The sequence below is a fragment of the Tenacibaculum ascidiaceicola genome (genome assembly GCF_047470925.1).
In the GTDB taxonomy this organism is placed as follows: domain Bacteria; phylum Bacteroidota; class Bacteroidia; order Flavobacteriales; family Flavobacteriaceae; genus Polaribacter; species Polaribacter discolor.
In genome coordinates, this window is the sequence record NZ_JAZKJP010000004.1 from 170,388 (window position 1) to 194,098 (window position 23,711).

The following is a 23,711-nucleotide window of genomic DNA, read 5'->3' on the forward strand; positions in this document are numbered from 1 at the left end:
TATTTGTAAATAAAATAAACAAATAAGTTATTTGAATCACGTAAATAAAGGGTTCAATAGCGATTCATTAGAACGGGAAAATTAAACGAAAAAGAAAACTTAATTTAGATGAACCCTTTTTCTTTTACTTAAATAAAAAAGTAATTGCTCATTTTTCCATAATCAATTACATTTGTGGGCATAAAACAAAACAATAATGCCAACAACACAACAATTACAAGAGTTTACACAACAAGTTCGTAGAGACATCGTACGCATGGTACATGCTGTAAATTCAGGACATCCAGGAGGATCTTTAGGATGTGCAGAATTTTTTACGTGTTTATACCAAGAAATCATGGATTATTCTACTGATTTTTCTATGGATGGTAAAAACGAAGATTTATTCTTTTTATCAAACGGACATATTTCGCCAGTTTATTATAGTGTTTTAGCTCGTAGTGGATTTTTTCCAGTAGCCGAATTAGAAACATTTAGAAAATTAGATTCTCGTTTACAAGGGCACCCAACTACACACGAGCACTTACCAGGAATACGTATTGCTTCGGGGTCGTTAGGTCAAGGTATGAGTGTTGCTATTGGTGCTGCTCAGGCAAAAAAGTTAGACGGTGATAACAAAACTGTATATTCATTACATGGTGATGGAGAGTTACAAGAAGGTCAAATTTGGGAGGCTGTTATGTATGCAGCGGCTAAAAAAGTTGACAATTTAATTTCTACGGTAGATGTAAACGAAAAGCAAATAGATGGATCTACTGATGAAGTTTTAGCTATGGGAAGCCTAAAAGCTAAATTTGAAGCTTTTGGTTGGGACGTTGTAGAGATTGCAGAAGGTAATAATGTTGAAGCTGTTTTAGCAGGAATGGCAGAAGCAAAGTCACGCACAGGTAATGGAAAGCCGGTTTGTGTATTATTACGCACAGAAATGGGGAATGGAGTTGATTTTATGATGAATACACATGCATGGCATGGTAAAGCACCTAATGATGAACAGTTAGAGGTTGCTTTAGCTCAAAATCCTGAAACTTTAGGAGATTACTAAGAAAAACTTTATAATCAATATTAAAAACGCCATTACAAACTACGTAATGGCGTTTTATTTTATGAAAATCTTTACAAAAAAAAGTAAGTAATACCGTAAATTTACGTCAGTAATTATATTCAAAAAATAATCAACAGATACACATGAAAATAGGAATTGTATGTTATCCTACCTTTGGAGGAAGTGGAGTAGTAGCAACCGAATTAGGAATGGCATTAGCAGATAAGGGACACGAAGTACATTTTATAACTTACAATCAACCTGTTCGATTAGATTTCTTTTCTCACCGTTTACATTTTCATGAAGTTGTTTTAGAAGAATATCCACTATTCCAATATCAGCCTTACGAGTTAGCTTTATCTAGCAAGATGGTAGAAGTAGTACAAAAATATGACCTTGAAGTATTACATGTACATTACGCGATTCCACATGCATATGCTGCCTATATGGCAAAAAAGATGCTTGAAGATAAGGGGATTGATGTAAAAGTTGTAACGACACTACATGGTACAGATATAACCTTGGTAGGAAGCCACCCAACATACAAAACAGCAGTAGAATTTAGTATAAACAAATCGGATGAAGTTACTGCCGTATCCAACAGTTTAAAAGAAGATACACTTCGATTATTTAATATAGAAAAAGATATTAAAGTTGTATATAATTTTATTGATGGTGAAAAGTATGATAAAGCACATGAAGGAGAGTGTAAAAGAGAAGCATTAGCTAAACCAGAAGAGAGAATATTAACACATATAAGTAATTTTAGACCTGTAAAACGTACTGACGATGTAATTCGAATTTTTAATAAAGTTCAAAAAGAAATCCCTTCAAAATTATTAATGGTTGGTGATGGTCCTGAACGTTTAAAAGCGGAAAATTTAGCTAAAGAGTTAGAAATTGAAGACAAGGTTCTTTTTATGGGAAATAGTACAGAAGTTGCAAAAATACTATGCTATACAGATGTGTTTTTATTACCGTCTGAAACAGAAAGTTTTGGATTAGCCGCTTTAGAAGCTATGGCTGCAAGTACACCAGTTATTTCTACAAATACAGGAGGATTACCAGAAGTAAACATTAATGGAATAACAGGCTTTTTAAGTGAGTTAGGTGATATTGAAGGTATGGCCAATAATGCAATTAATATACTAAAAGATGATACGGTTTTAAATGAGTTTAAAGAAAATGCTAAAGAACATATAAAGTTATTTTCTTTAGATAATATTCTGCCAGCTTATGAAAAACTCTATAAAAAATGTTATGTGAGTTAATAACAGAATTATTGTGTTATATTTTAGAAAGCTAATAAATAGAAAAAGATGATTAAAGAAAAATATCAATGTTCCCTTGAAAAAATAAAAAACCTAGACACTAATGTACCAATTAATTTAGTGTTAAGTGGAGGAGCAGAAAAAGGAGTGGCTCATATTGCTTTATTAGAAAAACTTGAAGAGTTGAACATTAAAATTAATGCTATTTCGGCTTGTAGTTCAGGCTCTCTAGTAGGATCTATGTATGCTTCAGGAATGAGGCCAAAAGAAATATTAAATTTTTTTAAAACGACAGAAATATTTCAGTTTACATGGATAACGATTGCTAAACCAGGAATTTTTAATTCCTCGAATTATGCAAGATTAATTAAAGATAAAATTAAACCAACATTTGAAGAACTAGAGATACCTTTAACGGTATCAACAACCAATTTAAATAGAGGTACAACTGAGTATTTTCATGAAGGTGAGTTATTAAAACCAGTTTTAGCTTCATGCGCATTACCAGGTTTATTCAATCCTGTGAAAATAAATGACATGCTTTATTCTGATGGAGGGATAATAGATAATTTTCCAACCAATCCATTCAAAGATTCCGAATACCCAATTGTAGGTAGCTATGTTGTATATCCTTCTGAAAAAACAAGTGAAGAATTAAATACAACTCTAAAAGTTTTAGCACACACATCTAAGCTTTTGATGTTGTCTTCAGAAGAACATAAGTTTTTTAAAACATATGCCACTATTTGTTTTCCTTTAGGTGAATTTAGTGGATTCAGTACTAAAGAAGTAGATGCTATTTATAAAACAGCCAAGGAGTATATAAATGGAAAACTAAAATAAAGATGTAAAAAACTCTTTATGAATTATAAAACTGTAAACTTTCTTTGATTAATTCATCAGAAGCTTTACTATTTATTTTAAAATCTTCATAATCATTTAGTAGTACAAAGTTAATTTCTCCTCCTATATTCTTTTTATCGTGTTTCATTAACTCAAGAATAGGCTGAAAATCTTCTTTTGATAACGCTACTTTACCATATATTTTAATAATAGCATTTTTTATTTCAGAGACTTTATCTTCAGAAAACCCTAAAACTTTTGATGATAAATAAGCCTCACAAACCATTCCAATAGCAATAGCTTCACCATGTGTTAAGGCTTCTTTTTTCGGGTTCTCTAAAAAATAAGACTCTATACCATGTCCAATAGTATGTCCCCAATTTAAAACCTTACGAACTCCTTGTTCTTTAGGATCTTCCAAAACAACTTCATTCTTAATTTCTATTGAGCGATGAATTAAATCAACAATATTTAGTTTGTCGTTATCTTTAATTTCATTGAACAAACGAATATCATGAGTCATTCCATACTTAATGATTTCTGCAGTACCAGAACGAATTTCTCTAGGAGTTACTGTATGCAAATATTCAGGGTCAATAATAATTAACTCAGGATTAGCAAATACACCAATTTGATTTTTTAACACACCTAAATCAACACCTGTTTTACCACCAACAGAAGCATCTACCATACTTAACAAAGTAGTAGGAATGTTTACAAAATCAATTCCACGCTTAAAAGTAGAAGCTACAAAACCACCTAAATCAGTAATAACACCGCCACCTAAAGTTATTAACAAGCTTTTTCTGTCAGCACCTAATTCAGTCATTACATTCCAAACGCCCATACAAGTTTCTATATTCTTATGAACCTCACCAGCATCAATTTGAATAACTTCAATCGGCTTATCTGTAGCAAATAATTGCATAAATCGAGGGTAACAACAATCTAAAGTGTTGTCATCCACTAAAATAAAAACTGAAGAATAATCTTTTTCAGAAACTAAAGAAGTTAATTCATTATAGCCTTTTTCTTCAAAATGAATAGGGTATGTTGCTGCGTTAATTGTGGTCATAATAACAAAAAAATATAAGGCGAAATTAAATAGAAAAAATTAAAATATATCAGTCTACTCAATTATATTTGTCTCTATAAATTAAGATATAATATTACCTCGATAATGAGACTTTTTGACAATACAGAAACTGCTTTTAAATTAAAATCTGACTCAGAGTTAGAACGCGCATATTTTTTGTTTAAAATGATTCAGAGCCAGCCAATGGTTAGAATAGGTACTGCGGTAACAAATTTTGCTTTAAAAGCACACTTACCAGTTGAGGGGTTAATCCGTTCAACAGTTTTCGATCATTTTTGTGGAGGAGTAAGTGAAGATGATTGCTTACCGAATATCGAAAAAATGTACGAACAAGGTAATGTACATAGTATTTTAGACTACTCAGTTGAAGGAAAAGAAGACGAAGCTCAGTTTGATGATGCTTTAAAAATGACTTTAAAAACGATTGATTTTGCTGAAGAAAAACAATCTATACCTTACGCAGTTTTTAAACCAACAGGTTTTGGGCGTTTCGCTTTATATCAAAAGTTAACTGAAGGAAAAGAATTAACTTCAGAGGAAAAAGTAGAGTGGGATAGAGTTGTAGAACGTTTTCATACTGTATGTAAAGCAGCAAAAGCTAAAGATGTTCCGTTATTGATAGATGCTGAAGAAAGTTGGATGCAAGATGCTGCTGATGATTTAATTGAAGAGTTAATGGAAATTTACAATAAAGAAAAGGCTATTGTTTTTAATACGCTACAAATGTATCGTCACGATCGTATGGAGTATTTACGAAACTTACACCAAAGAGCACATCAAAAAGGATATCATATTGGAATGAAAGTTGTTCGTGGAGCTTATATGGAAAAAGAGCGTGAAAGAGCCAAAGAAAAAGGTTATGAATCTCCTATTTGTGTAGATAAACAAGCAACTGATGACAATTATAACGAAGCAGTTCGTTATATGATGGATCACAAAAATATGGCAATTTTTGCTGGAACTCATAATGAAGATAGTTCATATTTATTGATGGACTTAGCAAAAGAACATAATATTGCGGCTAATGATAAACGTATGTGGTTTGGTCAATTATATGGAATGAGTGACCATATTAGTTTTAATTTAGCTAAAGAAGGATATAATGTGGCGAAGTATGTTCCTTTTGGGCCTGTTCGTGACGTTATGCCGTATTTAATACGTAGGGCAGAGGAAAATACTTCCGTAGCTGGACAAACTTCGAGAGAATTGAATTTACTTAAAACAGAAAAAGCACGTAGAAAGCTTTAATGAATACAGTTGATGAAATAAAAGTAGCTATCAATAAAAACAAAAAAAGATTAGCTAAAGAGCTCCAAGAAAGTAAGGAGCTTATCTTTCTTGTTAGAAAGTCACTAACAACTTCATTAACAGACGAAGAAAAGGCAAAAGTAAAAGAACAAACACTTGATATTTGCAAAGCAATTCCTGCATTTACAGTGTTTATGCTACCAGGAGGAGCATTACTTTTGCCTTTACTTATAAAATTAATTCCAGACATTCTACCAAGCGCTTTTAAGGCAGATGATGAAGAGTTGGAAGACCCTAAGTTAGAATAACTTCCCTATAAATTATGCTTTTTATCTAAGTAAGATAAAAAATAAAATCACTTAAAACTCTTTAAAAACAAGAGAAAAGCATATAAAAAGACGCTTTTATAAGGCTTTAAATGAAACATTACGAATTCATAAATAAAATTTCGTAATTCATAAACAATAAAACACTACTTTTGCAGCTTCAAAATAAGCACGAATGCAATCAATAAGAAACATTGCTATTATAGCACACGTTGACCACGGAAAGACAACCTTGGTAGACAAAATTATAGATCAAGCTAAAATTTTAGACGAACGTAAAGAGCGTACTGATTTATTATTAGATAACAACGACTTAGAGCGTGAACGCGGTATTACCATTTTATCTAAAAATGTATCAGTAAACTATAAAGGAGTTAAAATTAATGTAATTGATACTCCTGGTCACGCCGACTTTGGTGGAGAAGTAGAGCGTGTATTAAAAATGGCAGATGGAGTTTTATTATTGGTTGATGCTTTTGAAGGGCCAATGCCTCAAACACGTTTTGTATTAGGAAAAGCTATCGAATTAGGATTAACTCCTATAGTAGTAGTAAATAAAGTAGACAAAGAAAACTGTACACCAGATTTAGTACACGAAAAAGTATTTGATTTAATGTTTGCTTTAGAAGCAAATGAAGATCAATTAGACTTTACAACTATTTATGGTTCAGCTAAAAATGGTTGGATGAGTACAGATTGGCAAGATCCAAAGGAAGATATCATTGATTTATTAGATGCTGTTATCGAGACAATTCCTGAAGCACCTTATCGCGAAGGATCACCACAAATGCAAATTACATCATTAGATTATTCTTCATTTAAAGGAAGAATAGCTATTGGACGTGTATACCGTGGAGATTTAGAAAAAAATAAAGATTACATGCTTTGTAAAGCAGATGGAACTACTAAAAAAGTCCGCATTAAAGAATTACACGTTTTTGAAGGAATGGGTAAAGCTGAAGCAGATAAAGTTCGTAGTGGAGATATTTGTGCAGTAACAGGTTTAGATGATTTTGAAATTGGTGATACCATTGCAGATGTAGATAACCCAGAAGCATTACCAAGAATTGAAGTAGATCAACCTACTATGAGTATGTTATTTACTATTAACAACTCTCCATTCTTTGGTAAAGAAGGTAAGTTTGTAACTTCTCGTCACTTACGTGATCGCTTATTTAAGGAGATGGAGAAAAACTTAGCTTTACGTGTCGATGAAACTGATACAGAAGATAAATTCAACGTTTTTGGACGTGGTGTATTACACTTATCAGTATTAATTGAAACTATGCGTCGTGAAGGATATGAATTACAAGTAGGTCGTCCTCAAGTAATTTTAAAAGATATTGACGGAGTTAAGAGTGAACCATACGAAACATTATCAATTGATGTTCCAGAAGATGTTGCTTCTAAAGCGATTAACTTAGTTTCTTTACGTAAAGGAGACTTATTAGTAATGGAGCCAAAAGGTGATTTACAACACTTAGAGTTTACAATTCCATCAAGAGGATTAATTGGTTTACGTAATAAAATATTAACAGCAACAGCTGGTCAAGCAATTATAAATCACCGATTCAGCGAATACGGACCTTATAAAGGAGAATTTGCTGAAGAGTTAAAAGGTGCTATTGTTTCTTCTGAAACAGGAAAAGCAACCGCTTATGCAATTGACCGTTTACAAGATAGAGGACGTTTCTTTATTGATCCTAACCAAGAAATTTACAAAGGTCAGGTTGTTGGAGAAAACGCCAAAGCAGATGATATGGCAGTTAACTTAATCAAAGGGAAGAAGTTAACAAACGTACGTGCTTCTGGTTCTGATGATGGTGTTAAAATTGCTCCAAAAATTGATTTTTCTTTAGAAGAGTGTATGGAGTATATTAGACCAGATGAGTACTTAGAAGTTACTCCAGAGAGTTTACGTATGCGTAAAATTAATTTCGTAAAATAATACAACCTACTTTAGGTATAAACATAAAAACCACCTGTAATTCAGGTGGTTTTATTTTTTATTAAAAATAATTTGCATAATTCAATTTTTATTACAGATATTTGTAACAACAAAAACAAAGAAATGAATTTTATTCAATTACATCATCATCATTTTCATACTTGCACTCAAGCGAGCTGAAAATGTATTGAATAAAATCAAGATATATTTTAAACCCGTTTGAGTAAATCAAACGGGTTTTTTATTTCCAAGGCGCCAGGAAACAAGCTTCTCAAAACGATTTACTCAAACCTATTCAAAACCAGAAATGAGTAAATTAAAAATAGCCATACAAAAATCAGGAAGACTTAATCAAGACTCCCTACAAATTTTAAAAGATTGTGGAGTTTCTATTGATAACGGTAAAGATCAATTAAAAGCTTCAGCAAGTAACTTCTCATTAGAGATATTCTATTTAAGAAATGGAGATATTCCACAGTATTTAAAAGATGGAGTAGTTGACATAGCTATTATCGGAGAAAACTTGTTAATAGAAAAAGGAGAAGGAATTCAATTCATAGAAAAACTAGGTTTTTCAAAATGTAAAGTGTCCTTAGCAATTCCTAAAAATGAGGAATATACAGGAATGAGCTACTTTCAGAATAAAAAAATAGCAACTTCATATCCAAACACAGTTTTAAAATTTCTAGAAAAGAAGAACATAAAATCACAATTACATATCATTAACGGTTCTGTAGAAATAGCTCCAAATATAGGTTTAGCAGACGGAATATGTGATATTGTATCTAGTGGTTCAACTTTATTTAAAAACAACTTAAAAGAAGTAGAAGTTCTATTAAAATCGGAAGCTGTATTGGCAGTTTCACCTAAGATTCAAGAAAAACAACAAGCAATACTTAACAAATTACAATTTAGGCTTCAATCAGTATTAAAAGCAAGACAATCAAGATATGTGTTGCTAAATGCTCCGAATGAAAAACTAGACAAAATCATTGATATTTTACCAGGAATGCGCAGTCCAACAGTACTTCCTTTAGCAGAAGAAGGTTGGAGCTCTGTACATTCTGTATTAAATAAAAATCAGTTTTGGGAAATTATAGACGAGTTAAAAAACAATGGAGCAGAAGGAATTTTGGTGTGTCCAATAGAAAAAATGGTTGTTTAATCACAGGGAGATAGACAAGGGTTTAATTCCTCGCACTTTAAGAACTATAGTCGAGGTATGACAGTTAAAAACAATAAAAATAAACAGATGAAAATTATAAAAAATCCAATAGCACAAACTTGGAGTTCACTTTGCAAAAGGGCTACGATAAATGAAAACAGCTTGCAAGAAACTGTGAAAACCATACTTAATGATGTAAAACTAAATAAAGATAAAGCCTTAAAAAAGTATACTCAATTATTTGATGGAGTCTCTCTAAACTCTTTAAAAGTATCTGAAAAAGAGCTAGAAGAAGCAGAAAAACTAGTTTCAGACGAGTTAAAATCTGCTATACAATTAGCAAAATCTAATATTGAAAAATTTCACACTTCTCAAAAAGAAGAAACTAAAAAAGTAACAACAACAAAAGGAGTTACTTGTTGGAGGAAGAACGTTGCTATCGAAAAAGTAGGTTTATATATTCCAGGAGGGTCAGCCCCTTTATTTTCTTCAATTCTAATGTTGGGAGTTCCAGCAAAAATAGCAGGTTGTAAAGAAATAATATTATGCACACCAACGAATAAAGAAGGTAAAGTGAATGCAGCTATTTTATATACTGCATCTTTAGTAGGAGTAACTAAAATTTTTAAAGTAGGTGGTGCACAGGCAATTGGAGCCATGGCATACGGAACAGAAACAATTCCTCAAGTATATAAAATTTTAGGTCCTGGAAATCAATTTGTAACCAAAGCTAAAGAATTAGTACAGCAACAAGGTGTTGCAATCGATATGCCAGCGGGTCCTAGTGAAGTACTTGTAATTGCAGATGAAACTAGCAATCCGGTATTTGTAGCAGCTGATTTGTTGTCGCAAGCAGAACACGGAGCAGACAGTCAATCAGTATTGGTAACTACTAACGAAGAAGTTGCTAAAAATGTGGAAGTAGAGTTAAAGAAACAGTTAGAAGATTTACCTAGAAAAGAACTTGCAAAAAAAGCAATAGAAAATAGTTTTACAGTGGTTTTTAACTCTAAAGAAGAATGTATAAACTTTAGTAACGAATATGCTCCAGAACACTTAATTATAGCTTCAGAAAAAGCTTCTGAATATATTGATGGAATTATGAATGCAGGTTCAGTATTTTTAGGAAATTACAGTTGTGAAAGCGCTGGGGATTATGCTAGTGGAACCAATCACACATTGCCTACAAACGGTTATGCAAAAAACTATAGTGGTGTTTCGTTAGATAGTTTTGTAAAGAAAATAACCTTTCAAGAAGTAACTAAAGAAGGTATAGATAACCTAGGTGAAGCTATAGAATTGATGGCAGAAGCTGAAGGTTTACAAGCACATAAAAATGCCATTACTGTAAGATTACAAGAATTAAATAGTTAGGTGTCATTTCGAACGTATGTGAGAAATCTTAAACAAGTAAATAATGAAAAAACTAGACTTAAAAAATATAGTACGTCGAAACATTCAGCAATTAAAAGCCTATTCTTCTGCTAGAGATGAATTCAAAGGAGTTGCTGAAGTGTATTTAGACGCCAATGAGAATCCATTTGGTACCTTGAATCGCTACCCAGACCCACAACAAATAGCAATTAAAAAACGATTGTCTGAAATTAAAGGTGTAAATGAGAATCAAATCTTTATAGGAAATGGAAGTGATGAAGTAATTGATTTAGCATTTAGAATATTTTGTAATCCAGGGAAAGACAAAGCACTAACTTTTACACCCTCTTATGGAATGTATAATGTTTCCGCAGCCATTAATGATATTGAATTGATTGAATTAGCCCTAAATAAAGATTTTCAGATAAATACAGGTGTTTTAGAACGTTATTTAGAAGATGAAAATTTAAAATTAATATTCATTTGCTCACCAAATAACCCAACAGGAAATTGTTTTAAAAATGAAACAATTGAGTTTGTTCTTAGTAAATTCAAAGGAATTGTAATTATTGATGAAGCCTATATTGATTTTAGCACTAAAGAATCTTTTATAAATCAATTAAAAAACTATCCAAATCTAATTATTAGCCAAACCTTTAGTAAAGCATGGGGATTAGCAGGTGTTAGAGTTGGAGTAGCGTATGCTAATCAAGAAATTATTGATCTATACAACAAGGTAAAACCTCCTTATAATATTAGTGTTTTAAATCAAGAAGCTGTGCTTAATAAGCTAGATAATTTAGCTCAGTTTGAAATTGAAAAAAATATAATTCTTAATGAAAAGGAAAAATTAGAAAAGCAGCTAGGGGAAGTTGAACTGGTTAAAAAAGTATATCCTTCAGATGCTAATTTTATACTAATAGAGGTTACAAATTCGAATGAATTGTATACCAAATTAGTAGAGCAAAAAATTATAACGAGAAACAGGAATAGCTTGGTAAATAATTGCATACGAATTACAATAGGAAGTGAGAAAGAAAACAAAAAATTAATGACAGCATTAAAAGAATTAAATGTTACATCTGATAAAGTTGAAAATTCACTTTAAATTTTAAAAGGACGATGAAAAAAATATTATTTATAGATAGAGATGGTACCTTAATCAAAGAACCAGCAGATGAACAAACAGATTCATTTGAGAAATTACAATTCTATCCGAAAGTTTTTCAAGGATTGAGTAAAATAGCCAAAGAACTCGACTTTGAATTAGTGTTAGTCACGAACCAAGATGGATTAGGAACGGAAGCATATCCAGAAAACACGTTTTGGCCAGTACACAACTTTGTGATGAACACCTTAAAAGAAGAAGGTATTGAGTTCACAGAAGAAATTATTGATAGAACATTTGCTAAAGACAATCAACCTACAAGAAAACCAAATACTGGCTTATTAACAAAATACTTCTCTAAAGAGTATGATTTGAAAAATTCTTTTGTGATAGGTGATCGTTTAACCGATGTAGAACTCTCTAAAAACCTAGGAAGCAAAGCTATCTATATCAATGATGAAACGAATTTAGGAACTGATGAAATTACTGTAAAAAGAGAAGAATTAGACGGTTTTATAGCTTTAGAGAGTAACGATTGGAACACGATTTATGAATTTTTAAAGTTGGAAGAACGTTCTGCCTCTATTGAAAGAAACACCAATGAAACTCAAATAAAAGTAGAAGTAAATTTAGATGGAACAGGGAAAAGTATGATTGATACGGGTATTGCTTTTTTCGATCATATGTTAGATCAAATAGCGCGTCATGGTCAAATGGATCTGAATATACAAGTAAAAGGGGATTTAGAAGTAGATGAGCATCATACTATTGAAGATACAGCTATAGCATTAGGAGAAGTGTTTTATAAAGCACTTGGGAATAAACTAGGGATTGAACGTTATGGATTCTGTTTACCAATGGATGATTGCTTAGCTCAAGTAGCTATTGACTTTGGTGGAAGAAACTGGTTGGTTTGGGAAGCTGATTTTAAACGAGAAATGATAGGTAAAATGCCTACGGAAATGTTTTATCACTTCTTTAAGTCGTTTACAGATGGTGCTAAATGTAACTTAAATATCAAAGCAGAAGGTACTAACGAACATCACAAAATAGAAGCTATTTTCAAAGCTTTTGCAAAAGCGATAAAAGTAGCTGTAAAAAGAGATGTAGAGAAGATGATTTTACCATCAACAAAAGGAGTTCTGTAATCAATTACGAATTAAAAACTATGAATTACTCAATAGTACGAGAAAATAATTTGTAATTAAAAATTCATCATTCATAATTAAAATATGATAGCTATTATAAAATATAATGCAGGAAATATACGATCGGTACAAAATGCTCTAACTCGCTTGGGGTACGAAAGTATTATTACCGATAGTCCAGAAGAAATACAATTGGCAGATAAAGTAATATTTCCAGGGGTTGGAGAAGCTAGTTCAGCAATGCAATACTTAAAAGAAAGAAATCTTGATGAATTAATTGTTTCCCTAAAACAGCCTGTACTAGGAATTTGTCTGGGACTACAACTAATGTGTACATATTCAGAAGAAGGAGATACCAAATGTTTGGGCATTTTTGATGCGCGTACAAAACAGTTCCCACCAAAAGAAAAAGTACCACATATGGGGTGGAATAATTTTTCTGAATTAAAATCATCTAAACTGTTTACAAACATAGCTCTAGAAGATGATGTATACTACGTTCATGGGTATTATGCAGAAGTATCTAAAAATACACTGGCAACTTGCGATTATACTCTTCCTTTCAGTACTGTTATGAAGCAAGATAATTTTTATGCAATGCAATTTCATCCAGAAAAATCAGCAGATGTTGGAGAGCAATTATTGAATAATTTTTTAGAGTTATAAAAAGAGATTAAAAATGAGAATTATACCTGCAATAGATATTATAGAAGGAAAATGTGTCCGCTTAACTAAAGGCGATTATGACACAAAAAAAATATACAATGAAAATCCGTTAGAAGTAGCTAAAGAATTTGAGGCAAACGGAATAGAATATTTACATGTTGTTGATTTAGATGGCGCAAAATCTAACCGAATTATAAATCACAAAGTATTAGAACAAATAGCAACAAAAACCAATTTAAAAATTGATTTTGGAGGAGGTTTAAAGTCAGATGAAGATGCTCGAATCGCATTTGAAAGTGGCGCAAATCAAATAACAGGAGGAAGTATAGCGGTAAAGGATCCAGATGTTTTTATTGGGTGGTTGACTAAATATGGTATGGATAAAATAATCTTGGGAGCAGATTGTAAAGACAGAAAAATTGCGACCAATGGTTGGTTGCAAACCTCAGAAGTTGATGTTGTTGAATTTATAAGTGAATATCAAGAAATAGGTATTACAAATACTATTTGTACAGATGTAGCTAAAGATGGAATGTTACAAGGTGCTTCTTTAGATTTATATTTAGAAATTTTAAGTAAAACCTCAGTAAACTTAATAGCGAGTGGAGGAGTAGCCAATATCAATGATTTACATCGATTAAAAGAAATTGGTTGTGAAGGAGCCATTGTAGGTAAAGCTATTTATGAAGGAAACATAAGTTTAAAAGAATTACAAGAATTTATAAGCTAAGAGATGTTAAAGAAAAGAATTATCCCATGTTTGGATATAAAAAACGGACGAACTGTAAAGGGAGTTAATTTTATTGATATTAAGGATGCTGGAGATCCAGTAGAATTAGCAAAACAATATGTAAAACAAGGAGCAGATGAATTAGTATTTTTAGATATTACAGCTACTTTAGAGAATAGAAAAACCTTGGTTGAATTGGTAAAAACAATTGCGCAAGAAATTAATATTCCATTTACTGTTGGTGGAGGAATCAGCACTGTAGAAGATGCTATAGCCTTAATACAAGCCGGAGCAGATAAAGTAAGTATCAATTCTTCCGCAGTTAAAAATCCGCAATTAATTACTGATTTAAAAAATCGATTCGGAAGTCAGTTTGTTGTGGTTGCCATTGATACTAAAAATGTAAACGGAGAATGGAAAGTATTCACTAAAGGAGGCACTTTTGAAACCGAATTAGAGACTGTGAATTGGGCAAAAGAGGTAGAAAAATTAGGTGCTGGTGAAATATTATTAACTTCTATGAATAGTGATGGTACCAAAAACGGATTTGACATTGAAGTAACCAATGCAGTGAGTAAAACGGTAAATATTCCTGTAATAGCTTCAGGAGGAGCAGGAAAGGTAGAGCATTTTATAGAAGTTTTTACAAAAACAGAAGCCAGTGCAGGATTGGCTGCTAGTATCTTTCACTTTGGTGAAATACCGGTACCCGTACTAAAAAACGAATTAAAAAAACAAAACATAGCTATACGATGAATATAGATTTTTCAAAAGGAAATGGATTGGTTCCAGTAGTAATACAAAATAATACCACATTACAAGTACTAATGTTAGGATACATGAATGAAGAAGCCTTTACTAAAACGAAAAAAGAGGGAAAAGTTACTTTTTATAGCCGAAGTAAAAATAGACTTTGGACAAAAGGTGAGGAATCAGGAAACTTTTTATGGGTAAAAGATATTCAGGTAGATTGTGATAATGATACTTTGTTGATTAAAGCTACTCCTGAAGGACCTACTTGTCATAAAGGAACAACTTCTTGTTTTGGAGGAGAAACTTCTAAAGGTTTTATGTACTCGTTAGAAAGTATTATTTCTGATAGAATAGATAATAATGTAGAAACATCGTATACTAATAAACTTTATAAAAGAGGAATTAACAAAGTGGCTCAAAAAGTAGGAGAGGAGGCTGTAGAAGTAGTCATCGAGGCGAAAGACAACAATGATGAATTATTTAAAAACGAAGCCGCCGATTTGTTATATCACTATTTAATCTTACTAAAAGCTAAAGGTTTTACGATTACTGATATAGAAGGTGTTTTAAAAAGTAGAAATTAACAAGCTTAGTTAATTATGTTACAATCCAAATAGAAAGCTTTATAAAGCTTTCTATTTGGATTGTAATATTGTATATTGTTGATTATAGAGCTATAAACTCTTCCTATTTTTCCATTGAAATTTTTCTTTATGAGTATCATTCCATTTGGCTACTTTTAAAAGCATAGTATCGATTTTAGTTTTATCAAGCCATTTTCCATCAACGAAGACACCAGATATTGTACGTGTGTTATTAATATTTTCTAATGGGTTTTTATCTAGTAAAATTAAATCAGCAAACTTCCCTGTTTCAACAGTCCCTAATTTATTACCAATTTCTAACCATTCAGCAGGTAACCTAGTTGCAGAAGCTAAGGCTTCTTTAGTTGTTAATCCAGCTTCTACTAATAGTTCCAATTCATCATGAAGAGAAAATCCCCAAACAATTCCAGAAATACCAGCATCTGTTCCTGCGAGCATAGGCACACCTTCTTCTTTAAAAGCTTTTACAATCTGTGCATGAAAATCTTTTTGTTTATTGTAGAATTCAATTAATTTGGGAGAAGCTCCATAATAACGATTCGAGTTTAACCACTTACTTTTCATAAGAGGATGTACATACTTTAAACTTGGTAAGTTTTGAATACTTTCTAATGATTCAGCCTGTTTTGAAATCCAGTCCATGTTTAATAAGTTCGGAATTAACCAAGTATTATTATCTTTGGCTAAACGAGCAAATTCTTGCGCTTTTTCATAACTATAATCATTCGTCTGTTTCGATAATTCTTCGGCATGTGCTATGAGTCCGAAATGAGGTACAAATAAATCTTCAGCAGGTTTATCTTCAAAGGCTGTAGGAATGTGTCCAACAACTTTCATATTTTGTTTTTCAGCTTCATCAATAACAGCTTTAAAAGTTTCTTCGTTTAACCAGGTATAAACTTTTATAAACCTATAACCTAAACCTTTAGCATTTCTAACCGATTGTCTTCCTTCTATAGGAGTGGTAGCCTTTATTTCATTGCCTTTACCATCAATTACAGCAGCTATTGCCATACGAGGCCCAATAACACTTTTTTCCATTATTTTATCTCTTTGCGAAAAGTGTCCAAGCCTTCCACTTAACTCAAATACTGTAGTAACTCCATTAGCAACGTATGGAGTCATTAAGTTCTGTGTGTTAAAGTTTACTGTAGAACCTCTAGTTGCATATCCTTGAGAAAAACTACCATTGCTCAGCGTATGTACGTGCATATCAATTAGTCCAGGAATAAGCCATTTATCTTTTCCATCAATAATTGTTGCTTTAGAAGGGATAGAATCATTAATAGACTTTATTTTGTTATTGTGAATTACCACTAAAGCATTTTCAATGACGTTACTATTCTTCGTCATTGGTATTACATTGACGTTTTTTATAACATAAACATTACTTTCTTTTTCAGTTTTAGTTTTATTACTTTTTGTACAATTAAGTAGTAAAAAAGATATTGATAGGAGTAATAATAAATTACTAATTTTTAGATATTTCATACAGTTTAGTTTTCTTGAAGACGTTTTAGAATAAAAAATGTTACAAGAAACCAATATTTAAAAAAATGACTGAATTTTTAAATACTAAATTCAGCCATTGATTTACTTATATGTTTATTATGTTATTTTTTAATTCTGCAATTTTGTTTTTCATTTGCTCATTATAATTCCATTCATTGCTTTCATTGAGTAGAATTGCTTTTTTATAGTTTTTAATTGCCTTAAGACTATCATTTTTCATTTCATAAGCTTCAGCTAAACTCGCTTTTGATACCCACCAATTAGGATTAACTTCGGCGTTAAACTTAAATACATCAATAGCATTTTCAATGTTATTTTTACTATAAACATAAGAATTACCTATACTGTTAACATTCCATTTTAAGTTATCAAAGTCTGAATTTGGATTTTCTTCTTTTAACTTTTTGAATGATTGAATAGCTTCGTTAAGTTGATGACGAATAACAAAACTCATAACATCTTCCTCTTTTGTTAACTTTTTTACTTTAAGTTCAGGGATTGAAATTCTTGCTATATCATTAATAATAATATCATAAGCTGGTATTTTATAACCGTTAGACAATAAAATAATCGTTGTATTATTATCTGTGAATTTTCTAAATGCAGCTAAATTTCCACCCGAAAATCCATAAGAATTTAATCCGTTTACTTGAATGCTATTCCAACCATGTAAAAAATGGTCTTTTTGATTCGTAAAACTGAAAGGTTCCCACATTTCTGTTTTCATCTTATCACTTAACAAGATATCGTCGTCCAATTTCTTGTTCCATTCAATGAATTTTTTAAGAGTGATGTTTAGCCCGTTTCCTGAATGTCCTCTTACACCACTATTATTTGTGTCTTTTTCAAATTCTTTTGTCTTTTCATTATAAAAATATCTTGTAGCACGATTTGGAATATTTTCTAGCGAGTTAGAAGAAAATAAAACTCCATTTGTAGAATTATCAAACTGATTTTTAAGAATATAATCATCAAAAGACATTTTTGTAACTTTCTCTATAATTTGAGCGAGTAACCAATAGTTTGTTTGATTGTATTGAAACTGATTTCCAATAGCAAAATTCATTCTGCCATTAAATAGTTTTTTCATTAATTCCTCGTCAGTTAATGTACTTTTATATCTTATAATATCAGGTAAACCAGAAGAATGACTTAGTAAATTTTCAATTTTTATCTCTTGCCATTGTTGTGGTAAATCATTTATGTATTTTGAAATTTTATCTTCTAAACTTAGCTGTTTGTCTTGTATAAGCTGAAATATTCCTGTGGAAGTTATAAGCTTTGTCGCTGAAAAAACTCTGAATAATGTATTTTCATTAACCGGTTTGTTATTTTCTAAAGATGATTCGCCAAAATAATTTTTATAAACTATTTCATCATCTTTAATTACTGCTAAAGCTAATCCAGGAATATTATGTAGCTCCATAGCTTTTGTTAAATAAGAGTCAATTTCATTTTTAATGGTAGCAGTATTGTTTTCCTTCTTTTGGTTAGAGCAAGAAAAACTAAATAATAATAGTAAAAGGGAAGAAAGTGTGATTAATTTTTTCATAGTATTTCGTTATTTGTTTTAATAGAAACGATAACTTTTATTTAGCGTTGCAGTTTTAATGGAAATGATAGCACTTTTTATTTGTTACTAAACAAATTTGATTGTCTATTTTTGTAATATGAAAGAAGCCTTACATCAACTGTTTACTGAGTTTCAAAATAGCATACAAAAAAATAATTTTGTAAAATTAACTTTAAGTAAACCAATTCGTAAAAGTGATGAATTATCGAATGTATACGTTCGCCAGATAACGTTGAAAGGAGACGTTTGTTTTCAGTTTTTATATCGATATAAAACAAATGATCAAACAAAAAACTATTCGTTTGAAGAAAGTATTGAAGAACTAACTCATTTACTTTCAGAAAAGTTTAGAGCGGCGACATTATTTACATTAGAAAATGATTTGCTAGTCTTTATTTCTAAAAAGAAAAAAGTAAGTTATAAAACTACACAGCCTAGTTTTAAAAACAAGTTACCAGAAACTCATGATAAGCCCAAAGAAAAAAGAGCTGAAAACAGCGAATATTTATATCATTTGGGGGTAACGGATAAAGAAGGAAAAGTAATTCCTAAAATGGCAGATAAATACCGCCAAATTAATAAGTATTTAGAGATTATTGAAGCGCAAATACAATCAGTTAAATTACCTAAGCATATCAATATTGTAGATATGGGCTCAGGAAAAGGCTATTTAACTTTTGCATTGTACGATTACTTGGTCAATCAAAAAGGATATACTGCCAGTGTAACAGGTATTGAGTTACGCCAGAGTTTAGTTGATTATTGTAATGATATTGCCAAAAAGTGTGATTTTAAAGGATTACTTTTTGTAGCACAACCAATTCAGGAATACGATAACAATAAAATAGATATTTTAATCGCTTTACACGCATGTGATACGGCGACCGATGATGCTATTTACAAAGGTTTGGTTTCCAAAGCAGAATTGATTGTTTGTGCTCCGTGCTGTCATAAACAAATCCGTCAGCAAGTGAAAGGAAAAGAGCAGGAGAGCCCTTTATTAAAATATGGAATTTTTAAGGAACGTCAGTTTGAAATGATTACCGATACTATTCGTGCTTTAATTTTAGAGAAAAACAATTATACTACCAAGGTTTTTGAGTTTATAAGCAATGAGCACACGCGTAAAAATGTAATGCTAATTGGTGCTAAATCATCTAAAAAAGTAGATAAAAAACGTATTGAAGCTAAAATTTCAGATTTAAAAGAAGCTTATCAAATTGAGCAACACTATTTAGAAGGATTGCTATAATGTTTTTATAATGAGTACATCTGTTAGTAATGTATTTAAAAATCTTCAGCTAAAAAATGAAGAGTTAAAAGTAGTTGAGAGTATTTTTTCGGAGGTAACGTATAAAAAAGGCGATACCATATTACAAACGAATGAAAAAGTATACTACCAATATTATGTGATAAAAGGTTGTTTACGAACGTTTTTTATGGATGCTAAAGGAAAAGAGCATACGATACAATTTGCTATTAACGACTGGTGGATTAGTGATTATATAGGTTATTTTTCTGAATCAGAATCCGTACTTTCTATTGAGTGTATTACAGATGCTACTGTGTTAAAAGTAGCCAAGAGAGACTTGGATAATATCTATGAAAAAGTACCCAAAATAGAACATTTTTTTAGAAAAAAGTTAGAACGTTCAACGGTAAGATTTCAAAAAAGAATTTTAAATAATTTAGTGTTATCTGCAAAAGAAAGATATCATCTATTTTTACAAACGTACCCAAATATAGAGCAGCAAATTAAAAATTATCATTTAGCATCTTACCTAGGAATAACAACAGAAAGTTTAAGTAGAATACGAAAAGAAACTTTATAAAGGCCTTTATTACCATACATCAATTTTTTTTCAACTTTCATATACTAATTTTGAGGTAACTTAAAAAATATAAATAATATGAAAAAAGTAGTATTTGTACTTACTAGTCATGAAAAACTAGGAGATACAGGAGAAAAAACAGGATTTTGGATTGAAGAATTTGCAGCACCTTATTATTTATTAAAAGATAAAGGAGTAGAAGTAACTTTAGCATCTCCAAAAGGAGGACAACCGCCAATTGATCCAAAAAGTAACGAACCAGATTTTCAAACACCTGCTACACATCGTTTTAATAAAGATGAAGAACTTCAAGCTGTATTAGCAAACACAATGAAATTGAGTGAAGTTAAAGAAGGTGATTATGATGCAATTTTTTACCCTGGAGGACATGGACCTTTATGGGATTTAGCTGAAAATAAAGACTCTGTAGCTTTAATAGAAACTTTTTATACAAACAATAAACCAGTAGGAGCAGTTTGTCATGCACCTATTGTGTTAAAAGACGCTAAAGTAAATGGAGATCCTTTAGTTAAAGATAAAAAAGTAACTGGTTTTTCTAATACAGAAGAAGATGCAGTGCAATTAACTTCAATTGTACCGTTTTTAGTAGAAGATGAATTAAAAAATAATGGTGGTATTTATAGCAAAGCAGGAGACTGGCAAGAGTATGTGATTGAAGACGGAAACTTAATCACCGGACAAAATCCAGCATCATCAGAATTAGTTGCAGAAAAATTATTTGCAAAATTATAACTATTAAATAGTGAGTGTTTAAGAAAAAAATCGTTTGAAAATATTTTCAAACGATTTTTTCTTTTTCAAGAACAAGCAAAAAGGTTTTATCGTACTTTTAGCGCATTAGAATATAGATAAAATGAAAGAATCTAAACCGCTTGTTATAGCTGCTTTTATAGCTATTTATGTTATTTGGGGATCAACCTATTTGCTGAATAAAATTGTTGTTACTGAAGTTTCACCATTGTTATTAGCAGCTATTCGTTTTTCTATATCGGGAGCGCTAATCATGCTAATAGCTAAACTTTTAAAAAGAGAAATAAAAGTGACTAAAAAGCAACTTTTAAATTCTGCGATAGCTGGTTTTCTTTTTTTAGTGTATGGAAATGGGATGTTTGTGTGGGCATTAAAATTTGTAGATAGTGGTTTTGGTGCTTTATTAGCGGCAACACAACCATTATTTGTATTGTTACTCCTACGTTTAATTGATGGAAAGAAGATGCAAAGACAATCTATTATTGGAGTTGTTTTAGGAATTATAGGAATGTATTTGTTAGTAAGTCAAAATGAAATTACGACTTCAAAAGATATGCTAATAGGAATCTTTATGATTTTTTCATGCGTATTAAGTTGGAGTTACGGTAGTGTTTTTGTGGCAAAAGCTACGCTTCCTAAAAACTTCTTTGTAAGTACAGGTTATCAAATGCTATTTGCAGGATTTTTTCTTTTTATAGGTTCTTTTTTATTAAAAGAAACTTGGTCTTCTCCTTTAGATTGGTCTTTTAAAGCGCAAGGAGCTATGTTTTTGTTAATTGTCTTTGGAAGTATTGTTGCATTTACATCTTTTAATTATTTATTAAAAATTGTTCCAACGGAAAAAGTATCGACATCAGCGTATGTAAATCCAGTTGTAGCCTTATTCTTAGGGTGGTATTTTTTAGATGAAACCTTAACAACACAATCGGTAATAGCATCTATTGTATTATTATCAGGAGTTTATTTTATTACTTCAAGAAAACGAATATCAAAATTGAAAGTAACTTCGAAACCACAAAAAGTATAAGCAGTTTAACTTTATATTCTTAAAGAAAGAGTTGTTCTCTAATATTAAAAAATTAAAGTTTTTAGTGTGGACTTTGAAGTTGTACTTCTTTTATTAAAGCTGAAGTAACGTCATAAATAGGTTGTTGTGTCATTTTACTTTTTAACCAAGCATAGAAACTCATTACAAAAATATCTTCTTGTTTAGCTCCAACAAAAACAAATGAATTCTCTACTAAGTTGAAAAAATCAGAAGTAGTTACTATGTCTGGGTTTTTATAATACTGTTCAACTAATTTTAAAAATGTGATTACTCTTTCTTGATTAATCTCTAATAAAAATTGAATATGTTTTCGTTTAAAACTTAATAATCTAGATTCAAATAAATCTATATTTTGTAATTCTAAATGTAATAGAATTTCAATTAAATTCTTTTTTATAGTCCATTCAATTCCAGCTTTATCAATATACCATTGATCTGAATGATAAAACGTATTATATAATTGCAAAGCTTTCCTAAACTCATTACTCTGAAAATAAAATGTAATTAGGCTTAATTTTATTTCTAAAATAGTTTTTATATCAGAATGCTTTTTTTTCAAAACAGTTTCTAATAATTTAATAGCAATTTCTTGATTATTAGTGTAATTATAATTTAGAGCTAATAATAGGGTATAGTTCAAATAAAAACTATTAAAATACTTTTTTTTATTATGTAACATATAAGAGTGCATACTATTTAAATACTCTAATGATTCTTTGAATTTTTTATTTCTAAAAAGAGTATTAGCAATTAAATACAAAACCCTAATATGATAGAATACCTGTTTTTCTTTTCCTTTTTTTTCATTCAGTAGGCGATAAGTCTCGGTTAAAAAGATTTCCGTTTTTAAATAATCTTTATGTATAAAAGCTGAAATGTTAACGATGGAAATCAGTTGATAAAGAGATTTAAAAGATAAATCTTGTTGTACATTAATTTGATGTTCTTCAAAAAGTGTATTAATTAATGAATGAAAATCTAAGCTCTTTTTATGTGGACTTACTTTTAATGTGTTTCTAACTTTTGCGTATACAATATTTAATTCTTCTTCTAAAAAAAGGTTTCTTTGATTTTCTTTGAAGTATGTAATAGTTTCATTTAAGTTTATATTGGGATTGGTATGTGCATACTGAATTTTGGTATGATATATTTCATTTAAAATAGAAAATAGTTGATATTCCTTTGCAATTACTTCGGCTTTATCTAAAATTTTATAAGCTGCTTTGTTGTTTTTATGAAGTAAAAAATCTCTAGCAGCTAAAATATACTTTATCAAAAGCATGTCTACAGAGTTTTCTCCTTGGATTTTATTATTGGCTATAAAATCAATTAACGATTCATACAAACGTTGCTTGAGCGTATAAAAAGCTTCTTTTTTTTGAGTACCGTATAATTCTTCACAAATAAGTTTTGTAGAAGTTTCTCCTTTTTGAGCTATTTTAAACAATTGAATGTTTTTGGTATCTACTCTTTTGTTCCTCTTTTCTAAAAATAACATAAAACGTTGCTGTTCTTCTATAGAAAAAGAAGAGATTATACTATGAAGTTGATTCATTTAATCGTTATATATAATTGTATTTTCATTAGTAAATATAGCGATTATTAAGTTTAATTTGTGAATTATATCGTTAGGTTTTTATTAATAATGTTTT

At 30.6% G+C, this 23,711-nt stretch carries 22 protein-coding genes; 18 read left to right on the forward strand and 4 right to left on the reverse strand.

Annotation, left to right across the window (positions count from 1 at the left end):
- Positions 1 to 196: 196 nt before the first annotated feature.
- The 3 genes from VBY68_RS02595 to VBY68_RS02605 all read left to right on the forward strand — a co-directional run bounded on the left by VBY68_RS02595 (position 197) and on the right by VBY68_RS02605 (position 3,156).
- Entirely contained in the window at positions 197 to 1,042 is an 846-nt protein-coding gene (locus tag VBY68_RS02595) for a transketolase (protein WP_415268784.1), read from the forward strand.
- Positions 1,043 to 1,185: 143 nt separating this feature from the next.
- Entirely contained in the window at positions 1,186 to 2,313 is a 1,128-nt protein-coding gene (gene bshA / locus VBY68_RS02600; protein WP_099214464.1) for an N-acetyl-alpha-D-glucosaminyl L-malate synthase BshA, read from the forward strand.
- A 48-nt stretch (positions 2,314 to 2,361) separates the two neighbouring features.
- Complete coding sequence (locus tag VBY68_RS02605; RefSeq protein WP_099214463.1) at positions 2,362 to 3,156, forward strand: patatin-like phospholipase family protein; 795 nt, start codon at positions 2,362 to 2,364, stop codon at positions 3,154 to 3,156.
- Between the two features lie 16 nt (positions 3,157 to 3,172).
- On the opposite strand, the gene aroB is transcribed toward VBY68_RS02605, so the two are convergent.
- Entirely contained in the window at positions 3,173 to 4,231 is a 1,059-nt protein-coding gene (gene aroB, locus VBY68_RS02610) for a 3-dehydroquinate synthase (protein ID WP_415268785.1), read from the reverse strand.
- A 105-nt stretch (positions 4,232 to 4,336) separates the two neighbouring features.
- Between aroB and VBY68_RS02615 the strand changes: the two genes are divergently transcribed.
- The 11 genes from VBY68_RS02615 (at position 4,337) to hisIE (ending at position 15,302) form a co-directional block, all read left to right on the forward strand.
- Positions 4,337 to 5,500, forward strand: a complete 1,164-nt coding sequence (locus tag VBY68_RS02615) for a proline dehydrogenase family protein (protein WP_099214461.1) — start codon at positions 4,337 to 4,339, stop codon at positions 5,498 to 5,500.
- Entirely contained in the window at positions 5,500 to 5,808 is a 309-nt protein-coding gene (locus tag VBY68_RS02620; protein WP_099214460.1) for an LETM1 domain-containing protein, read from the forward strand. Before VBY68_RS02615 ends, VBY68_RS02620 begins: the two co-directional genes overlap by 1 nt.
- Positions 5,809 to 6,001: 193 nt before the next feature.
- On the forward strand, positions 6,002 to 7,774 hold the full coding sequence (typA, locus tag VBY68_RS02625) for a translational GTPase TypA (RefSeq protein ID WP_415268786.1): 1,773 nt from the start codon (positions 6,002 to 6,004) through the stop codon (positions 7,772 to 7,774).
- Positions 7,775 to 8,081: 307 nt separating this feature from the next.
- Entirely contained in the window at positions 8,082 to 8,939 is an 858-nt protein-coding gene (gene hisG / locus VBY68_RS02630; protein ID WP_415268787.1) for an ATP phosphoribosyltransferase, read from the forward strand.
- Between the two features lie 87 nt (positions 8,940 to 9,026).
- Positions 9,027 to 10,313, forward strand: coding sequence for a histidinol dehydrogenase (gene hisD / locus VBY68_RS02635; RefSeq protein WP_415268788.1), 1,287 nt, complete (start codon positions 9,027 to 9,029; stop codon positions 10,311 to 10,313).
- 43 nt (positions 10,314 to 10,356) lie between these two features.
- A complete protein-coding gene (gene hisC / locus VBY68_RS02640; protein ID WP_415268789.1) occupies positions 10,357 to 11,421 on the forward strand; it encodes a histidinol-phosphate transaminase in 1,065 nt (354 codons plus the stop codon).
- 14 nt (positions 11,422 to 11,435) lie between these two features.
- A complete protein-coding gene (gene hisB / locus VBY68_RS02645; RefSeq protein ID WP_415268790.1) occupies positions 11,436 to 12,569 on the forward strand; it encodes a bifunctional histidinol-phosphatase/imidazoleglycerol-phosphate dehydratase HisB in 1,134 nt (377 codons plus the stop codon).
- Between the two features lie 84 nt (positions 12,570 to 12,653).
- Positions 12,654 to 13,235, forward strand: a complete 582-nt coding sequence (gene hisH, locus VBY68_RS02650) for an imidazole glycerol phosphate synthase subunit HisH (protein ID WP_415268791.1) — start codon at positions 12,654 to 12,656, stop codon at positions 13,233 to 13,235.
- A gap of 13 nt (positions 13,236 to 13,248) precedes the next feature.
- A complete protein-coding gene (gene hisA, locus VBY68_RS02655; RefSeq protein ID WP_415268792.1) occupies positions 13,249 to 13,965 on the forward strand; it encodes a 1-(5-phosphoribosyl)-5-[(5-phosphoribosylamino)methylideneamino]imidazole-4-carboxamide isomerase in 717 nt (238 codons plus the stop codon).
- Positions 13,966 to 13,968: 3 nt separating this feature from the next.
- Positions 13,969 to 14,721 carry an imidazole glycerol phosphate synthase subunit HisF gene (hisF, locus tag VBY68_RS02660; protein ID WP_415268793.1) on the forward strand — a complete coding sequence of 251 codons (753 nt, stop codon included), beginning with the start codon at positions 13,969 to 13,971 and terminating at the stop codon, positions 14,719 to 14,721.
- Entirely contained in the window at positions 14,718 to 15,302 is a 585-nt protein-coding gene (gene hisIE / locus VBY68_RS02665; protein ID WP_415268794.1) for a bifunctional phosphoribosyl-AMP cyclohydrolase/phosphoribosyl-ATP diphosphatase HisIE, read from the forward strand. Before hisF ends, hisIE begins: the two co-directional genes overlap by 4 nt.
- A 90-nt stretch (positions 15,303 to 15,392) precedes the next feature.
- On the opposite strand, the gene VBY68_RS02670 is transcribed toward hisIE, so the two are convergent.
- Positions 15,393 to 16,814 carry an amidohydrolase family protein gene (locus VBY68_RS02670; RefSeq protein ID WP_415268795.1) on the reverse strand — a complete coding sequence of 474 codons (1,422 nt, stop codon included), beginning with the start codon at positions 16,812 to 16,814 and terminating at the stop codon, positions 15,393 to 15,395.
- 106 nt (positions 16,815 to 16,920) lie between these two features.
- Entirely contained in the window at positions 16,921 to 18,387 is a 1,467-nt protein-coding gene (locus tag VBY68_RS02675; protein WP_415268796.1) for a serine hydrolase, read from the reverse strand.
- 118 nt (positions 18,388 to 18,505) lie between these two features.
- Here VBY68_RS02675 and VBY68_RS02680 point away from each other — a divergent pair, with 118 nt between their 5' ends.
- From VBY68_RS02680 to VBY68_RS02695, 4 genes are all read left to right on the forward strand, one after another.
- Positions 18,506 to 19,660 (forward strand): class I SAM-dependent methyltransferase, encoded by a 1,155-nt coding sequence (locus VBY68_RS02680; RefSeq protein WP_415268797.1) that lies wholly within the window; start codon positions 18,506 to 18,508, stop codon positions 19,658 to 19,660.
- A 10-nt stretch (positions 19,661 to 19,670) separates the two neighbouring features.
- Entirely contained in the window at positions 19,671 to 20,240 is a 570-nt protein-coding gene (locus VBY68_RS02685) for a Crp/Fnr family transcriptional regulator (protein WP_415268798.1), read from the forward strand.
- A 78-nt stretch (positions 20,241 to 20,318) separates the two neighbouring features.
- Positions 20,319 to 20,993 (forward strand): type 1 glutamine amidotransferase domain-containing protein, encoded by a 675-nt coding sequence (locus VBY68_RS02690; protein ID WP_415268799.1) that lies wholly within the window; start codon positions 20,319 to 20,321, stop codon positions 20,991 to 20,993.
- Positions 20,994 to 21,114: 121 nt separating this feature from the next.
- Entirely contained in the window at positions 21,115 to 22,038 is a 924-nt protein-coding gene (locus VBY68_RS02695) for an EamA family transporter (RefSeq protein WP_099214446.1), read from the forward strand.
- A gap of 61 nt (positions 22,039 to 22,099) precedes the next feature.
- Here VBY68_RS02695 and VBY68_RS02700 read toward each other — a convergent pair whose 3' ends face one another.
- The gene (locus VBY68_RS02700; protein ID WP_415268800.1) at positions 22,100 to 23,614 is read right to left on the reverse strand and encodes a hypothetical protein; all 1,515 of its coding nucleotides are present in this window, start codon (positions 23,612 to 23,614) and stop codon (positions 22,100 to 22,102) included.
- Positions 23,615 to 23,711 lie beyond the last annotated feature (97 nt).

Bases quoted from the DNA above. Each gene is read 5' to 3' on its own strand.
- VBY68_RS02595 (WP_415268784.1), top strand. From the start codon at position 197: ATGCCAACAACACAACAATTACAAGAGTTTACACAACAAGTTCGTAGA.
- bshA (WP_099214464.1), top strand. From the start codon at position 1,186: ATGAAAATAGGAATTGTATGTTATCCTACCTTTGGAGGAAGTGGAGTA.
- VBY68_RS02605 (WP_099214463.1), top strand. From the start codon at position 2,362: ATGATTAAAGAAAAATATCAATGTTCCCTTGAAAAAATAAAAAACCTA.
- aroB (WP_415268785.1), bottom strand. From the start codon at position 4,231: ATGACCACAATTAACGCAGCAACATACCCTATTCATTTTGAAGAAAAA.
- VBY68_RS02615 (WP_099214461.1), top strand. From the start codon at position 4,337: ATGAGACTTTTTGACAATACAGAAACTGCTTTTAAATTAAAATCTGAC.
- VBY68_RS02620 (WP_099214460.1), top strand. From the start codon at position 5,500: ATGAATACAGTTGATGAAATAAAAGTAGCTATCAATAAAAACAAAAAA.
- typA (WP_415268786.1), top strand. From the start codon at position 6,002: ATGCAATCAATAAGAAACATTGCTATTATAGCACACGTTGACCACGGA.
- hisG (WP_415268787.1), top strand. From the start codon at position 8,082: ATGAGTAAATTAAAAATAGCCATACAAAAATCAGGAAGACTTAATCAA.
- hisD (WP_415268788.1), top strand. From the start codon at position 9,027: ATGAAAATTATAAAAAATCCAATAGCACAAACTTGGAGTTCACTTTGC.
- hisC (WP_415268789.1), top strand. From the start codon at position 10,357: ATGAAAAAACTAGACTTAAAAAATATAGTACGTCGAAACATTCAGCAA.
- hisB (WP_415268790.1), top strand. From the start codon at position 11,436: ATGAAAAAAATATTATTTATAGATAGAGATGGTACCTTAATCAAAGAA.
- hisH (WP_415268791.1), top strand. From the start codon at position 12,654: ATGATAGCTATTATAAAATATAATGCAGGAAATATACGATCGGTACAA.
- hisA (WP_415268792.1), top strand. From the start codon at position 13,249: ATGAGAATTATACCTGCAATAGATATTATAGAAGGAAAATGTGTCCGC.
- hisF (WP_415268793.1), top strand. From the start codon at position 13,969: ATGTTAAAGAAAAGAATTATCCCATGTTTGGATATAAAAAACGGACGA.
- hisIE (WP_415268794.1), top strand. From the start codon at position 14,718: ATGAATATAGATTTTTCAAAAGGAAATGGATTGGTTCCAGTAGTAATA.
- VBY68_RS02670 (WP_415268795.1), bottom strand. From the start codon at position 16,814: ATGAAATATCTAAAAATTAGTAATTTATTATTACTCCTATCAATATCT.
- VBY68_RS02675 (WP_415268796.1), bottom strand. From the start codon at position 18,387: ATGAAAAAATTAATCACACTTTCTTCCCTTTTACTATTATTATTTAGT.
- VBY68_RS02680 (WP_415268797.1), top strand. From the start codon at position 18,506: ATGAAAGAAGCCTTACATCAACTGTTTACTGAGTTTCAAAATAGCATA.
- VBY68_RS02685 (WP_415268798.1), top strand. From the start codon at position 19,671: ATGAGTACATCTGTTAGTAATGTATTTAAAAATCTTCAGCTAAAAAAT.
- VBY68_RS02690 (WP_415268799.1), top strand. From the start codon at position 20,319: ATGAAAAAAGTAGTATTTGTACTTACTAGTCATGAAAAACTAGGAGAT.
- VBY68_RS02695 (WP_099214446.1), top strand. From the start codon at position 21,115: ATGAAAGAATCTAAACCGCTTGTTATAGCTGCTTTTATAGCTATTTAT.
- VBY68_RS02700 (WP_415268800.1), bottom strand. From the start codon at position 23,614: ATGAATCAACTTCATAGTATAATCTCTTCTTTTTCTATAGAAGAACAG.